Origin of the sequence: Thermodesulfitimonas autotrophica, assembly GCF_003815015.1 — a bacterium.
Classification (GTDB): Bacteria; Bacillota; Desulfotomaculia; order Desulfotomaculales; family Ammonificaceae; genus Thermodesulfitimonas; species Thermodesulfitimonas autotrophica.
In genome coordinates this window covers 384,021-397,987 of record NZ_RKRE01000001.1, presented here as the reverse complement: position 1 = coordinate 397,987, position 13,967 = coordinate 384,021, and the positions used below count along the sequence as shown (strand labels likewise).

18 protein-coding genes are annotated in these 13,967 nt (G+C 62.0%); all 18 read left to right on the top strand.

The window, feature by feature from the left end:
- Nucleotides 1-4: 4 nt before the first annotated feature.
- The 18 genes from EDD75_RS11135 to EDD75_RS01935 all read left to right on the top strand — a co-directional run bounded on the left by EDD75_RS11135 (nt 5) and on the right by EDD75_RS01935 (nt 13,961).
- Nucleotides 5-517 carry a Holliday junction resolvase RecU gene (locus EDD75_RS11135; RefSeq protein ID WP_170157668.1) on the top strand — a complete coding sequence of 171 codons (513 nt, stop codon included), beginning with the start codon at nt 5-7 and terminating at the stop codon, nt 515-517.
- Nucleotides 518-519: 2 nt separating this feature from the next.
- On the top strand, nt 520-690 hold the full coding sequence (locus EDD75_RS11130; protein WP_170157667.1) for a hypothetical protein: 171 nt from the start codon (nt 520-522) through the stop codon (nt 688-690).
- 471 nt (nt 691-1,161) lie between these two features.
- Nucleotides 1,162-1,326 (top strand): hypothetical protein, encoded by a 165-nt coding sequence (locus EDD75_RS11125; RefSeq protein ID WP_170157666.1) that lies wholly within the window; start codon nt 1,162-1,164, stop codon nt 1,324-1,326.
- 15 nt (nt 1,327-1,341) lie between these two features.
- Complete coding sequence (locus EDD75_RS02005; protein ID WP_123927290.1) at nt 1,342-1,554, top strand: hypothetical protein; 213 nt, start codon at nt 1,342-1,344, stop codon at nt 1,552-1,554.
- Between the two features lie 350 nt (nt 1,555-1,904).
- Complete coding sequence (locus EDD75_RS02000; protein WP_123927287.1) at nt 1,905-2,831, top strand: hypothetical protein; 927 nt, start codon at nt 1,905-1,907, stop codon at nt 2,829-2,831.
- Between the two features lie 237 nt (nt 2,832-3,068).
- On the top strand, nt 3,069-3,572 hold the full coding sequence (locus EDD75_RS01995) for a Holliday junction resolvase RecU (protein WP_123927284.1): 504 nt from the start codon (nt 3,069-3,071) through the stop codon (nt 3,570-3,572).
- The gene (locus EDD75_RS01990; RefSeq protein WP_123927282.1) at nt 3,559-4,227 is read left to right on the top strand and encodes a reverse transcriptase-like protein; all 669 of its coding nucleotides are present in this window, start codon (nt 3,559-3,561) and stop codon (nt 4,225-4,227) included. Before EDD75_RS01995 ends, EDD75_RS01990 begins: the two co-directional genes overlap by 14 nt.
- Nucleotides 4,228-4,393: 166 nt before the next feature.
- Nucleotides 4,394-4,789: a hypothetical protein gene (locus EDD75_RS01985; RefSeq protein ID WP_123927280.1), complete on the top strand. Its 396-nt coding sequence runs from the start codon at nt 4,394-4,396 to the stop codon at nt 4,787-4,789.
- Between the two features lie 15 nt (nt 4,790-4,804).
- Nucleotides 4,805-6,322 (top strand): CpaE/TadZ family protein, encoded by a 1,518-nt coding sequence (locus EDD75_RS01980; RefSeq protein WP_123927277.1) that lies wholly within the window; start codon nt 4,805-4,807, stop codon nt 6,320-6,322.
- Nucleotides 6,285-6,995 carry an EAL domain-containing protein gene (locus EDD75_RS01975; RefSeq protein WP_170157665.1) on the top strand — a complete coding sequence of 237 codons (711 nt, stop codon included), beginning with the start codon at nt 6,285-6,287 and terminating at the stop codon, nt 6,993-6,995. Before EDD75_RS01980 ends, EDD75_RS01975 begins: the two co-directional genes overlap by 38 nt.
- A complete protein-coding gene (locus EDD75_RS01970) occupies nt 6,982-8,166 on the top strand; it encodes a nucleotide-binding protein (protein WP_123927271.1) in 1,185 nt (394 codons plus the stop codon). The genes EDD75_RS01975 and EDD75_RS01970 overlap by 14 nt, the downstream gene beginning before the upstream one ends.
- Complete coding sequence (gene cpaB, locus EDD75_RS01965; RefSeq protein ID WP_123927267.1) at nt 8,163-8,816, top strand: Flp pilus assembly protein CpaB; 654 nt, start codon at nt 8,163-8,165, stop codon at nt 8,814-8,816. The genes EDD75_RS01970 and cpaB overlap by 4 nt, the downstream gene beginning before the upstream one ends.
- Nucleotides 8,817-8,820: 4 nt before the next feature.
- Entirely contained in the window at nt 8,821-10,101 is a 1,281-nt protein-coding gene (locus tag EDD75_RS01960; RefSeq protein ID WP_123927264.1) for a CpaE/TadZ family protein, read from the top strand.
- Nucleotides 10,098-11,378 (top strand): TadA family conjugal transfer-associated ATPase, encoded by a 1,281-nt coding sequence (locus EDD75_RS01955; RefSeq protein WP_123927261.1) that lies wholly within the window; start codon nt 10,098-10,100, stop codon nt 11,376-11,378. The genes EDD75_RS01960 and EDD75_RS01955 overlap by 4 nt, the downstream gene beginning before the upstream one ends.
- A 1-nt stretch (nt 11,379) precedes the next feature.
- The gene (locus EDD75_RS01950; RefSeq protein WP_123927258.1) at nt 11,380-12,243 is read left to right on the top strand and encodes a type II secretion system F family protein; all 864 of its coding nucleotides are present in this window, start codon (nt 11,380-11,382) and stop codon (nt 12,241-12,243) included.
- A gap of 1 nt (nt 12,244) precedes the next feature.
- Nucleotides 12,245-12,535, top strand: coding sequence for a hypothetical protein (locus tag EDD75_RS01945; RefSeq protein ID WP_123927255.1), 291 nt, complete (start codon nt 12,245-12,247; stop codon nt 12,533-12,535).
- Between the two features lie 12 nt (nt 12,536-12,547).
- The gene (locus tag EDD75_RS01940) at nt 12,548-13,393 is read left to right on the top strand and encodes a type II secretion system F family protein (protein ID WP_123927252.1); all 846 of its coding nucleotides are present in this window, start codon (nt 12,548-12,550) and stop codon (nt 13,391-13,393) included.
- A gap of 4 nt (nt 13,394-13,397) precedes the next feature.
- Nucleotides 13,398-13,961, top strand: coding sequence for a pilus assembly protein TadG-related protein (locus EDD75_RS01935; protein ID WP_123927249.1), 564 nt, complete (start codon nt 13,398-13,400; stop codon nt 13,959-13,961).
- Nucleotides 13,962-13,967 lie beyond the last annotated feature (6 nt).

The following is a 13,967-nucleotide window of genomic DNA, read 5'->3' as shown; positions in this document are numbered from 1 at the left end:
TCTTGTGCTCTCCGTTTACGCCAACAGGGGTTGTGCCCTCGAAGACCTGGTTGAGGCGGTCTTTGAGGCCAATCCGAACTCGAAGGTGTTCCGCCAGAACAACAGGTGGGTTCCCCTGCGCTCCGGCAAAGGGGGCGCGTTCCCGTCCAGGGGTGCCCCCGTGGACTTCGTGGGTTGCATTGAGGGCGTCCCCGTGGCGATAGAGTGCAAAGAGACAAGTTCTCCCAGGCTCCCCCTGACGGAAAGCCGCTTTCCCGAAAAGGAGAAGGTGGCGCTGGTGGAGTTTGAACGGGCCGGAGGGAGGAGCTTCATAGTAGCGGCCTTCTGGAGGGAGAACGCCCTGGCGGTGTTCAAACTGGAAACCTTCCTTCGAGCCCTGGAGCACAAGAAGAGTGTTAAATATGACGACGCGGACGCCGTTATTTCCCTGGACTTCGCTCTGGAGCTTCCCGTGAGGATTGCAGCACTAACACGAAAAAGGCGGGGCAGGCGCGAAAAAACAAAAAAGAGGTGTTAACGTTGGATATTAAGACGGAAGTCCTGAAGTCCCTGTGCGAAATGATCAGGAAGTGCGCCGCAGATTTTGCGGAGAAGATCGAAAAAGACCCGAACTACGACTCCTGGCAGGAAATTGCCCTAATAAAAGAACTGAGCGATGCTCTCTACAATATCAGACTGTCGTGCGGGTAGGGACGGTTGTTTTGATTTCCCGGTAGATAGCTAATCAACGGAACATAAAAACACGAATGGCCCACCGTGGTCCGCATTGACACTCTACGAACCAGCTCACAGAGTGTCCCGAGGCGTGGTGGGCTCTATTGTCTATAGTAGTTTATAGCGTGTAATTGCCAAAAGTCAAGTCCGAATTTACTTTTAGGGATCAATATCCTGCTGGTTGGAATTTCATAATCCCTGCTGCCGAAATATCAACGAAAGTCCCATCAGTTTTGCCGCAAGCTTTTCAAGCAAAGCACCATCACCTTCTTGGGGGTGGTTTTCCTGAACCGGAAGTCTGTTAAGATCGGCGACCTCCTGATCGATTAGAAAAGGGCTATTCACAGGGTACTCTTCTTTACAGAAGACCTTGCTCTAACCGAACGAGTTCTCCCCGCGATCGAAAATTCCCTGCTCGGGTACGCCCGGGAAAGCGGGGTTCCTCTGTTGACGCTTACCGGCAAGCCGTTTGAGTTCCGCGGCGTTTCTTTCACGCTGGAGGAGTTTGTTCACTACGTTGACGCGCGGCGGCCTTTCGGCGGGTACGTCCTTTTCATCAGACCGGAGCTCTTCAGGGACCGTGTGGCGGCGGTCTTCGCCCTCGGGCTCTAGAGGCGTTCCCGTAAGATGGGCACGCCAGCGTTCGCGCTTTACACCCTTCTTGTCAAAAGGGACAACCACCGGAGCTTCGAGACGGGCGCTTTCACCAGACTTTACTTTTTTGACCGGGAGGTGCCGACCATGTTTGCGGGTTCGCCTTCGGTCGAAGTTTTTCCGGGAATCCGGGCGGTCTGTGAGGAAGAACGGTTGTCGTTCTTTCCTTCTTCGGAAGAGGACTGAGCAACAGTTGTATACTCCTGGCGCACGCGCGTGCGCCTTTTTGATTTTCAGGAGGAGGATTCAGGCGGAAAGCGGATTCGAGTACCGCCGCTACCTTCAGGTCAAACCTCGATTGGAAAGGTTGCTTCAGGAAATAGCCCGACAGTCGGCCCTTCTTCTCAAAGAAGGGCAAGCGGCCTCCGAAAACTGTCAATTAGAGCTTCTTTTTGCCTTACCAGAACCGATGAAGACGAAAAACGGTTGACAAAAAAAGAAGCATTGCGTTTGCCGTAATGGACCGTAATGCCGCCAAAGCCTGCCGCATCAAGGCTTGAGCGGCATTTTTCATTCATTGCGGGAGGTGTTTTGCCTTGGACTTCTTCAACGATATTTTCAAGTTCGTCGCGCAGGGCAAAGAGTTTGCCGAAGTCTTCACGCCGGAAGTCGTCGACAAGCTGGCCGAACTGGATGAAAAAGACTACGACCTGTTCAAGGTGCAACTCGACGCTCACCTGATTCTGAACCAGATCGAGATGGAAGAGATCAAAAATCTGGACAAGCTGGTTCGCGCAGCCCGGGCCAGGCTGGAGGAAAAGCGGTCGAAGCTCCCGCTGGCTCCTGTCAGGGAACAGTTGCCGGACGCCCCGGATGAGCTGGTATTCGTCCCGCCCGGGTGGCTGCTTGCCCCCGACGGAGTGTACCAGACCGATGCGGAGGGCGCTCCGAAGCGCCGCGTGTGCACGTCCCCCTTCTACGTCTCCAGGAAGCGGCTGGACCCCGACAGGAGGAAGACATACATTACTCTGACGCTGAAGGTCAAGGAGTGGCGCACCACAATGGTCCCCGCGTCTTCTCCGGTCAGGAAAGTGGTCGCCGCAGTTGCGGAGATGGGTGCGCTGGTGTTGGACGACAAGGCTTTCTCCCGGTACTGGGGCGACCTCTTGAAAACAAACTGGGACGCGCTTCCTGTCGTAGAAGCAGACTGCGCCCTATACGACGAGCTTATGGCTTTTGTCGCCGACAACATGGACAAGATCTCCGAGGCCGGTCCCTGGGGCAAGCTGGTCGACGGCAAAGACTCCTACCTGGCGCTGAAGCCCGAAATCGTCAAGAAGTTCGCCGGGTCCGCCGGCGTGGACTACGAACACCTGCTTCTCTCTCTGAAAAAGAACGGCCTCTTGCTCTCCGACGCTGACTCCCGCCTTAAGACCGTCTGGTTCGGCGGCCGGGCGCGCCGGATGGTGGCGGTCATGTGGGACCGGCAGGCTTCAGCGCAGCGTTCTGTTTGCGGAGCGTAACAGGCGCCGACCCTGCGCACGCGCGTGCGTTTCTCGAAAGAAAATCCCGTTTTGCGACAAGAAAGCCTTTTTCGAAAAACCGGCGGCAGAATCGATCGGGAAAGCGTCATATCAAGCCGATTCTGCCGGTTGCAATGCTCAGCTCAGGAGCTTTGTTTCTGAGACCTCCGCGCAGGGGCGGGACATAAAAGTCCTGCGGTAAGTTGTAGTGCCCAGCTAAAGGAGGCGCATTCTCCAATGCTTCCAGCTACAGCCAACCGGGGTTGTGCTTTAGAAGACTTGGTTGAAACAATCTTCAGTGCTGATCCCAAATCGGCGATGCACCGGCAGAACAACAAGTGGATCCCGCTGCGCGGCGGCAAAGCAGGCGCGTTTCCCTCCAGAGGCGCGCCGGTCGACTTTGTGGGGGTGATTCGCGGCGTCCCTGTAGCCCTGGAGTGCAAGGAGTGCGGAGCACCGCGGTTCCCGCTTTCGGAAACACGCCTTCCCCAGAAAGAGAAGGACGCGCTCCTGCGGTTCGTCAAAGCCGGCGGAAAGAGCTTCCTGTTGGTCTGGTTCTGGAAGAGCAACACGCTTGCGGTTTACCCGATCGCAGACGTGCTGGCGTTCTTAAAAGAGGGGAAGAAGAGCTTGACGCCGGGCGACGCGGCTTTCGTGTTGTCTGTGGGCGAGATGCTTAAACTTCCTGCCAGGCTGGTTTGTGAACCCAAAGCGGGAGGTGACGCAGTTGCAGCACCTTAGCGTTTATTGCGACGGCTCTTGCGGGCCCAATCCGGGCGGCGTCGCCGCGTTCGGATGGACGGTCTACGACGGCGAAGAAAAGGTTTGCGAGTTCTGCTCTGTCGCCTGCGTGGGAGAAGGCGCGACCAACAACGTCGCTGAATACAGCGCAGTTGTTTCTGTTTTGAGCTGGCTTCTGGCCAACGGCTACGCGAAGAGGAGAGTTGTCGTCTATTCGGACAGCGAGTTGCTGGTACGCCAGTTCGCCGGGAAATACAGGGTCAAGGCTTTAAACCTGGTTCCCCTGCACCGGCAGGCTTTAGAGTTGGCCGTGCGCTTCAGGGAAGTCGCCTTCAGGTGGATCCCCAGGGAGAAAAACGCCGAGGCCGACGCGCTTTCCCAGAGGGCCCGCCGGGGCGCCCTGTTAAGCTGCGGAAGAGGGGAGAAGGCCCAAAAACTGGCCCCGCTCGTCCGCCACCTGGGAGCCGATTTGTACGCCGTTCCTTCCCAGTCGGATCCGTTCAAAGCGTATACCGTGGATCTGTCTAAAAACACCTGCGATTGTCCCGACTTTCAGGCCAGGGGGAAGAAGTTGGGATATTGCAAGCACATTCTCGCCGCGAGAAGGTTCGCGGCGAAGCATCCGAAGCCTCCGGGTTTGGAAGAAACCGCCTAAGTTTTCCGGGTTGTCACCAGATATTCAGGGCGCACGCGCGTGCGCCTTTTGTTTTTTTAGGAGGTGTTTTTTATGAAAATCCTGCTCTTTTGCTACCGCGGCAAGGTTAAAGATCTGCTGGCTGCGATTGAGGCAGCTATAAAAATGCATTAGGAGGTGTGTATCGGTGCCGAAACTTGCCGAGCTTCTCGACCGGAAAACATTAGAGGATCTCCGCGCGCTCGTTCGTCCGGAAGAAAAGGCGGAAGAAAAGGTTTCCGTCACGGCCCACGCGGTCGACCGCCTTCTCAACGGAGGCTTCCGCTTTCCCTCCGAAGTGCCGCGCACCCGCGAAGCGGCGGAGCGGCTGCTGGCCAGGGCGGTACTGAAAGGCAGGTTCGTCCGGAAGTGCGCGGGAGGCGCGGAGGAGGTCTGCTGGAACGATCTCTACCTCGTGATAAGACGCTTCCCCGACGGGAAGATCGTCGTGCTCACGGTGAACGGCGACCGCGCCTGGCGCGGCTGGTGGGTTAAAAAAGAGACATACAAGCGTTTCAGCGCCAAGGCGCTGGCGGCGTTGTAGGAAGGGGAATAACGAATGTCCGGAACCCGTCTTTACGTAATTTTCGGGAGTTATACAGAGAAACTCTCCGAGCACCTTTCCCCCGCATACGAGATAGCCGGCTCGGACCGGACCCTGGAGGCGGCGGTCGCCACGTCCAGAAAGCTGTCTCCTCCTCCCGATATTTTCCTTGTCCTGGGCTCCGCGCTCGCGTCGGGCATGGTCGAAGGGAGGATAGACTATGGGGCGGCCCTGGTCAAAAACCTTAAGGAACTCAGGAAGGCCTGCCCTATGAGCCGGGTCGTGGTCGTGCTTTCTTCTTCCGCGGACGATCTTTTAGTCCAGGAGATAGCGAAACTGGGGATCTACGACGTTCACAGGGTCGACGAGGTTCGCGTGGACGACCTGGTTTCCTTCATCGAGAACCCCAGGACGTTCGCGGACCTCGAAGTAGGCGCGGCGGCCACGGGAGACCCGGGCAAAGTTTCTTTCTCTTCCGAGAGTCGGGCGAGCTGGCTTCAAGGCCTGCTGCGGAGGTTCCAGAAAGAAAAGCCCGCCTACAAAGAGCGGGTTCAGCCGACCCGGACAACCACGAAAGCCCTCCAGGGGCCACTCGTCGTGGCCGTGGGCGTGTCGCTTCCGGGAATTTCCCAGGTTAGTGTGCCTCCCGCGACCGCCGTGGCGGTCCTGTTCGCCCCGGGGTGCGCGGACCGGTCCCTCCTCCCTCCGGGGGCGAAGGGCTACATCGTGGGAACGGGGCCCCTGGCGTGGCGGGATGCGGCGCGGACCGGCCTCCCCGTGATCGATCCCGGGAAGGCGACGACGCTGGTCGACGCCGGGCGGAGCAACTTCTGCGTCGTGGTCTACTCCTCCTCGACCGCCGTGGGCAAGACGACCGTCGCGCTCAACCTCGCCTCGCTTCTCTCCAAAGAGAAGAAGGTCTGCCTCGTGGACCTCGACTCCGGGAAGCCCACTTTAACGGAGCTCGTCACGGGGCGGGTCGACGCGAGGGGAGACCTGTCCGCTCCGGTGCCGACGCGGTGGGGCTTCGACTTTGTACCGGTCGTTTCGGAAGACGTTTCCCTCCAGGACGCCCTTTCGGGCTTCCGCGGCCTCCTGGCCCGCTGTGATGTCGTGGTGGACTGCCCCGGGAGGCTCAATTTATTACCCTGCATGGAGGCCGCCCTGCGGGTGGCGGACAGGATCCTTCTGGTCTCCGACTGCACCAACAGGTCCGTGGCGGCCGTGCGAAACTTCGCCGTCGGTACGATGCGGGAGCTTGGGATTACCGAAAGGACCTTGCTCGTGGTCAATAGGAAAGAGATGAAGCCCTTCCTCAAGCCTACGGAAGTAGCGGAGAGGGTCGGAATACCGCTTTCTTTCGAGCTGCCCTTCGACCCCCTCGTGGAGAAGATGTTCGGGGAGTGCCAGCCCCTCACGCACCTGAAGTTCAAGCGGTCGCCGCTTCTCGAAAAACTCCAGGAGATTTCCGTTTTCTTGAAAGGAGATGACGCGCTTGTTCAACCTGGAGTACCAACCCATAGTGCAGGCTAAGACCCTCAATTTAATGGGTTACGAGGCGCTTTTAAGACACCGGGAGCACAGGAACCCTTTAGAGGCGATAGACGAGGCCCGGAAACAGGGGACCCTGGCGCTGCTGGAGGCCGCCATCCTGGAAAGGGCCGCCCGGGATGTGGTTGCAACGAATTCGAGACTATGGTGGAACCTCACCTGGGACGACTTCTCCAGTCCCGCGTTCCTTCCAAAGGCGCTCAAGAGGCTCGCCGACGCCGGGATGCCTCCCTCCCGCGTGGTGGTGGAGCTTTCCGAGCGGTCCCTGATGGACAAAGAGGAGTTTATCGCAGCCGCGGAGCGGTGGATCTACAACGGTTTCGGGATCGCCCTCGACGACTTCGGCAGTGGGAGGTCCAACCAGGATCTCCTCTTCGGGGAGATAAGGCCCCACGCTGTGAAGTTCGACCGGTCCCTGTGTCACGGGGTTTCCGAGGACGAGGACCGGGGCCGGTTCCTGGTCGCGCAGATAAAGGAGATCTGGCGGCTGGGAATCGACGTGGTGGTGGAGGGTATCGAGACCAGGGAGGACCTCGCCTTTTTCAAGGCGCTCTCCGTTCCCGTGGGGATCCAGGGGTTTGTCTTCGGGTATCCCGCGATGTTCTCGGTGCTGGAGGAGAAGAGAGAGGAGTGGATCAGGATTGCTTGCGGGTAGAAAAGTGCTGTTTTATTTAAAGAACCCGCCCGCGGAGCGGTGGTTCGCCGCCCGCGTGGAGGGGGCGCGGTTCGAGCTCTCCGACGAGTGGGATCCGGACGCCGCGGTAGTGGTGGGACGGTCCCCCGCCGGCGGGGTGGACGACCCCGCGCGCGTGGTGGAAGAGCTCCTCTCCAGGGGGAGCTGCCCCGTGTGTCTGGTCGTCGCGGCCCCGGACGCGGAGCTGGAGCGCAGATTAAAACTCTTAGGGGTCCCCGGAGAATGCGTCGTCTGGGCCAACGGGGTGGGCGTGCGCCCCTCCGAGGTACTGAAAAAGCTCGAAGAGGCGATCGAGAAAGACCTCCGCCCCGAGCCGGTCGTCTTCGCGCCGGGAAAGGAAGAGGAGCCCGCCCTCTTCGCCCCGGAAACGCCGAACCTGCCAGACCTTCCGGAACCGGCCGAAAAGAAGGCAGAACCCTTGGAGTTTTTGGGGAAAGTCTCGCAGACCGAGGCCCCGGCCGACTGGAGCGCTTTATCTCCGTTCAAAGACAGGATCATCGTCGTCACCGGCGCGGGAACGGGGATCGGCCGCACCACGCTCGCCGCCTCCCTGGCCGCACACTTCGCTTCCCTGGAAGAGAACGTCGCGGCGGTGGATTTGGACCCCTCCCCGGAGCTTGCCCTGCACCTGGAGCGGCCGCAACTCTTCGCGGTTAAGGAGGAAGGGCTCGAGCGGTGGAAGCGGGGCCGCTCGAAGCACGGCGAGCTCTACGTCCCCGATGGCGCCTCCCCGCTCGACGCCTTCGTGCTCTTAGGTGTGCTTTCCTCCCAGGGGAAGCGCGTCGTGGTCGACGCGCCTCTCGACCTCGCCCCCTGGGGCGATTTCGCCAGGGTGATCTTCGTCGTCGGGAGCGACCTGCGCTCCCTCCAGGCGAGCAAAGACAGGCTCCCGCGCGGAGCGGTCGTCGTTGCCTCCAGGGTGCAGCCGGCGGACGTGAACGTGTGGCCGGAAGTGGTGGAGGACGCGCTGGGGGCGAAGCCCTCGATAGTGCTCCCCGAGGATTCCGAAGGCTGCCGGGCGGCGGGCGCCAGATTTGCTCCCGCGGTGGGCTCTCCCGGCAGCACGTTATTGGCGCAGGCGGTCGGGGACCTGGTTCCGTTGATTTTGCAAAAGGGGGCTGAAGTCCGGTGAAGCACAGGACGTTTTTCGTCGCCGCGGCGCTCTTCGCGTTCGCGGCTGCGGTGGCAGTCGTGACGCTGGTGAACGGTTACCTGAAGACCGAAAAAATCGTCGTGGCCGCGAGGGATATTGACGCGAACGTGGTGCTTACAGAGAGGGATGTCCGGACGGAGACCGTCTCCGCGAAGACGGTGGGGCGGGACGTTCTCAAAGATCCCTCCGGAGCGGTGGGGAAGGCCACGGACCGGCCCCTGCCCGCCGGGACCCCGGTCTGCTCCGGGTACCTCAAGCCCCCTCTTGCGGCGGGCGCCGCCGGGAAGCTGAGCGCCTACCCCGGCACGGTGGCGGTCTCTGTTCCGGCCAACGCCGACGCCACCGTAGGGGGCTCGATCAAGGCAGGCGACAGGGTGACGGTCTACGCGCTCTACAAAGGCGGTTCGCCTGTGGTGCAGCAGGGCCAGAAGGCGTTGTCTCCCGGCTCCCTTGAGGAGCTCGCCGTGAACGTTCCCGTGCTCTCCGTCCCTTCAGGGAATTCTCCCGTCGGACAGGGGAGCGCCGTGACCCTCGCGGTCTCTCTCGAGCAGGCTTCCAGAATACTCAAAGCCAGGGCTGCGGGCGCCGAGATAGCCTGCGTGCTGCTTCCTCTGGGGAAGGAGGAGTAATCAGGTGGCCTATCTCGTCTTTGGCGACCGCGAGATCACGGACCGGTTCCTGAAAAGCGGCCTTCCCGTCGTGGGGGTCGCGCACGACACCACCACCGCTTTGAGCGCGCTCAAATCCTCCACCGCGGAAGACGTGGTGGTAGGCTTTCCGGCCTACGAGGGCGAAGAGTTCGCTTTCCACGCGGCAGAGCTTTACCGAGACCGCCGCTTCTATCTGGTCTGCGACCGGCCCACGGCGGACCTCTGGGCGCGGGCCGCCGCTTTAGGGGTGAGGTTGATCGGCAGGAGGACGGCGGTCGAGGACGTGAAGCGCGCTTCTTCTTCTCCGCGAGGCTCCCTTACGGGAAGGGAGAACATAGACCCCGAGGTCATGAGGGACGCCGACGCGGAATATCAGGCCGCAAAGGCCGTGGCCCTCCGGACCTTGAAGCACCAGAGGGTCGCCGTCTACTGCCCCTCGGGGGGCAAGGGCAAGACGGCGATAACGTGCGGCCTGGCGACCGTGGCCGCTTCGTGGACGAAAAGAAAGGGCTTGAACTACAAGGTCTGCGTGGTTGAGGGGTCTCCTCCCACGCAGCAGCAGTCGGTTTGGGACTGGCTCCGGGTCCCCGAAAGCGTTCCTGTGGACATTACCGCGTGGGAGAGGGTCGAGGGGCTGCCCGGGTGGGACACGGTGGAGCGGCTCTTGGTCAACGTGGGGAGCATCTCCCGCGTCCCCGACCTCACGGAACTCTACTTCCTGCCCCCTCCCAGGAACCTCGCCGCCACGGTTTCCGGGGAAACCATGCTCCGGGTTTTAGGGATACTCGACCAGTACTTCGATTTAGTGGTGGTGGACCTTCCTCCCGATCTCAGGTACAACGCCGCGCTGGTGGCCGTGCAAACGTCTCCGCTCGTCCTGCTGGTTGTGACGCCCGAGAAGCCCGTGGTCAAGCAGTGCCAGAACATCGTCTCCCAGGCCCCCAAGCTGCAGATCAACCTCTCTGCCTTAAGGGTGGTGCTGAACTGCCCGCACTCCCCGGCGGCGGTCACTTTGGATCCTCGCAAGTACTCGGAAGCCCTGGGGGGGATACCCTCCATCGGACCGGTGATCCCCCACGACCCGGAACTGGTGGCGCTTCTAAACAGGGAAGGCCCGCCGCCCGTCCTGGCGAAGCCCGACGGGCCTTTCGGGAGGGCGCTCTGGCAGCTTACCGGGGCCGTCCTGGGGCACGAGATTTTCCGCCAGGTCGAGAGGCGCCGGGGGTTTTTACCCAGGCTCTTCGGGAGGAGGCTGGCGCGGTGAACAACGAGGAATCGCTGATCCAGAAACTCTTGAGCGGGCAGGAGTTCTTCTCGGAGCAGGACGCGGGCGCGGTCGAGATCCTGCGCCTGAAGGTTTTAGAGCGCGTGCGGAGGGAAAACCCGGCGGCCCTCAGAAACCCGCGGGCGCACGAGGGCTATCTGAGGACCGTGGCGCACCTGGAAGCGGAAACCCGCGTCGACCTCATCGAGAGCGTCGTCCAGGACATCCTTGGCTACGGCCCCCTCCAGCGCTACATCTTTCCCGAGAGAGACGAGGACAGGGACGTTACCGAGGTCATGGTGACGGACCACAGCCAGGTCTACGTGGAGCGGCGGGGCGTCCTCGAAGAGGCGCCGGTCCGCTTCAGGAACGAGGAGCACCTCCGGACCATAGCGCAGAAGATCGTCATGACCTGCGGCCGGAGAATAGACGAGTCCTGCCCGGAGCAGGACGCGCACCTGCCGGACGGCTCGCGCGTCCACGTGGTCATCCCTCCCCTCTCCCCTTTGGGGACCACCATGACCATCAGGCGGTTCCCGGAGCCCCTCACGATGAGGGACCTTTTGGAGAGCAATACCCTGACGGAGGAGGTCGCCTCTTTTCTCAGGGAGGCGATCGGCAGGAAGCTCAACGTGGTCATCACCGGGGGCATGGGCTCGGGCAAGACCACCCTGCTGAACGCGCTCACCTCCTTCATTTCGGAAGCGTACGGCCCGACCGCCTCCCTGGTGTGCTTCGAGGACGCGCTGGAGCTGCAGCCCCAGCACAGGAACGTGCGGCGCTTCCTCTCCAGGCCTCCGGGACTTGACGGCAGAGGGGGGATAGAGCTCGCGGACATGGTGAAGAAGATGCTCCTCCGCCTGCGGCCGGACTTCATCATCCTGGGCGAGAGCAGGGGAAGGGAGGCCTACTACGTGGCCTCGGCCATGTTCGTGGGCCATCCGGCCATGACCACCTTCCACGCGGACAGCGCCGTTGACGCCGCGCTCTACCGGTTCCCGACAATGCTCATGATGAGCGACGAGGGAAAGTCGGAGGGGAGGGCCGCGTGCCTGGAAAAGACGGCGATGGCCCTCGACGTCGTGGTCCACTGCGCAAAGGTTGAGGTGGAGCCGCGGCGGTTCGCCCGCAGAGTGGTGCAGGTCGCCGAAGTTTTACGTCAGGAGACCCCCGACGGGTTGAAGCCTGCCCCCAGGGTCGTCTTCGCCTACAAGGGCGGGCGGATCGAGCAGGTCGCGGAGCCGAAGGTCTTCTCCAAAAAGAGAAGGGAGTGGTAACGTGCCGCTGATCTTCTTCTTCGTGGCGGCGGCCGCCTTCAGTTTCTTCTGCGGAGTCGCGCTGCTGAAAAGACGGAACCCCATTCTGGAGATGGTAGCCCTCCAAAAGAAAGGGAAAGAGGCCGCCCGGCGCTCCTTCCTCAGGGAGCTGTGGCGCTGCGACGACGACCTGCTCTCCGTGGGGGTGGTCTCCGCGCTCACCACGGCGGCCGTGGTTTACGGGCTGACGCGGTTCGTTCCTGCCGCCGTCCTTTTTGCCGCGCTCGCGTTCGTCTTCGTCCCGCGCTTTTACGGCCGCGTGCTTCAGGAGAAGAGGAAGGCTGCCTTCCTGCAGCACCTGGCCCGGTGCGTGGCGGGGATGTGCTCGGTGCTGCGGGCGTCTCCGGACGTCCTGAACGCGCTCGAGTACGGCGCGAAGAGCGTGCCGGAGCCGATGCGGTCCGAAGTGCTCTTCGTGCTCGACAAAGCAAAGTCCAACACGCCCATCTCGGAAGCCGCGCAGCAGATGGCCGAGAGGGTGGGCCTGGAAGAGGTCAGGGTCCTGGCCGAGGGGTTATCGTTGGTGACCGACGTGGGCGGCCCCGCGGGGATAAAGCTCCTGGAGAGCACGGTGGAGTTTTTGAAGGAGCGGGCGATGCTGCGGCGCAAGGTGTCAGCCGCCACCGCCGACATAAGGCTGGGCTTCACCATCGGGAGCGTGTTCCCCTTCGGCCTGGCGGGCCTCATGGCCCTCGCGATGCCCGAGTACCGCGCGGCATTCTCTTCCCCTTCAGGGAGGTTGCCAATACTCCTGGCGGTCGCGCTTGTAGTCGTCGGCCACGTCATCGTGCGGAAGCTGCTAAAAGGGGCGGAGGAGGTGCTTTGAAGTGTGGGGCGAGTTTCTCTCCGCCGAGAATTATGCGCTTTCCTTCTTTGAGCGGCTCCCCGACTTTTTGTGGGGAGCCGTCTTGATGGCGCTCTCCCTGCTCGCGGTGCGGTTTCTTTTAAGAGCCGCGTTCTGCTCCTGCCTGGGGCGCGAGGAGGGCTCCGTGCTGGCGACGCTCGCCGAGTTCCTGGCGGCCTCTTTGCTGGGGCTCAAGCTCTACCAGCAGCCCGGGGCCGTGTTCGTGCTGATCGGTTACTTCGCGGCCCTGGCGCGGACGCTCGCGGCAGTTTAGGGGGTGTTGATTTTGTTCGTCCTGCTCAGCGTCTTCTCCGCGCTCTGCTTCTTCTGCCTCTTTCTGGGAACCGCTTTCTTGATCGGGCGCAACCCGGTTTCCGAAATGGTCGCGACCCGCTCCCCTTCCTCTCTCGCGGAGAGCTTCGGCCGGCTGCTGGAGCGGGTCTCCTTTCTGCGCCCCGCCCTGACGGGTCCCTCCCTCGCGCGCGACCTGCGCCGGGCGGGGTGGAGGCTTTCCTCCCAGGAGTTCTCCGGGATCTGGTTCGGGTGCGGCGCCGCCGGGGCGCTGGCCGCCGCGGCGCTCGTTTCGATTAGGCCCCAGGCGTTCCTCCTCGCGCTCCCGATACCCCTGGTGGCCTTCGCCCTGCCCAGGTTTCTCCTTTCCAGGAAGGCCTCCGAGATGCAGAAGCAGCTGGAGCGGGACTTCTTAATTTTCGTCGAAAAGACGGCGGTCTACGTGGCGGCTTCGGTCTTGCCCCTCAAGGTTTTAGAGAAGCAGTCCGAAATCCCGGGGCCCCTGGGGGCGGAACTGAAGATTCTCGTCGAAGAACTGGGCGGCACCCTGAAGGAAGAGCCGCTCAGGCGGTTCGCCGACAGGGTGGGGACCGACGCCGCGCGGGACTTCGCGGCCGCGGTCATCAACGCACTGAGGCACGGGTCGGAGAACTTACCCGAGGCGCTGCTGGCCCAGGCCAGGGAGATCAGGCGCGCCCGGGAAATGAAGATCGAGGAGATATCCAGGAAGATGGAGATCAAGACCATCATTCCCGTGGTCCTCACCGTGCTCCCTGCGGCCGCGATACTGCTCCTGGGGCCCCTGGCCGTGGGCCTGGTGCGCTCTATGAGAGGAGGCTGATCGGATGCTCCACGACGAGAGGGGCATGGTCCCGACCACCATCTCCTTATTAATGATCCCCCTGGCGATGCTCGCGATGCTGATGTTTTTTGATTTAGCCAGGATACACCTGGTCAGGGGACAGCTCAGGACGGCGGCGGACGCCGGGGCGCTGGCCGCGGCGCAGACCGCGGTGCTGGAGCCCCGCTACGTCTACGAAGCGGTCTATGACTCCCAGGGGAACCTGATTGCGCTCAACGCGAAGATCGCGGGTTACGACGCCGTGATCAAAGACCCCGTCCTGGCGGAGACAGCCGCGAGGGACGCCGTGCGGCGCAACATCTCCGGAATACTGAAGGCCCAGGAAAAGGCGGGCCTGCTGGAGTTCGACGTTTCTCCCGTACCGGCAAACGACAGCTTCGCGGGTCGAATCGAGGGCGACACAAACAACAAGTACCGGGTATCGCTCAGCTCCAGGCTCAAGCTTCTCCTGGCGGGGCCCTTAGCGAAGCTATGGGGACTGAACGACGCGGACAAGGGGGTGGGCGCGACCGGAACCGGGGAAGCGGTGGCTCCCGCCGCACCTTAAGGAAAG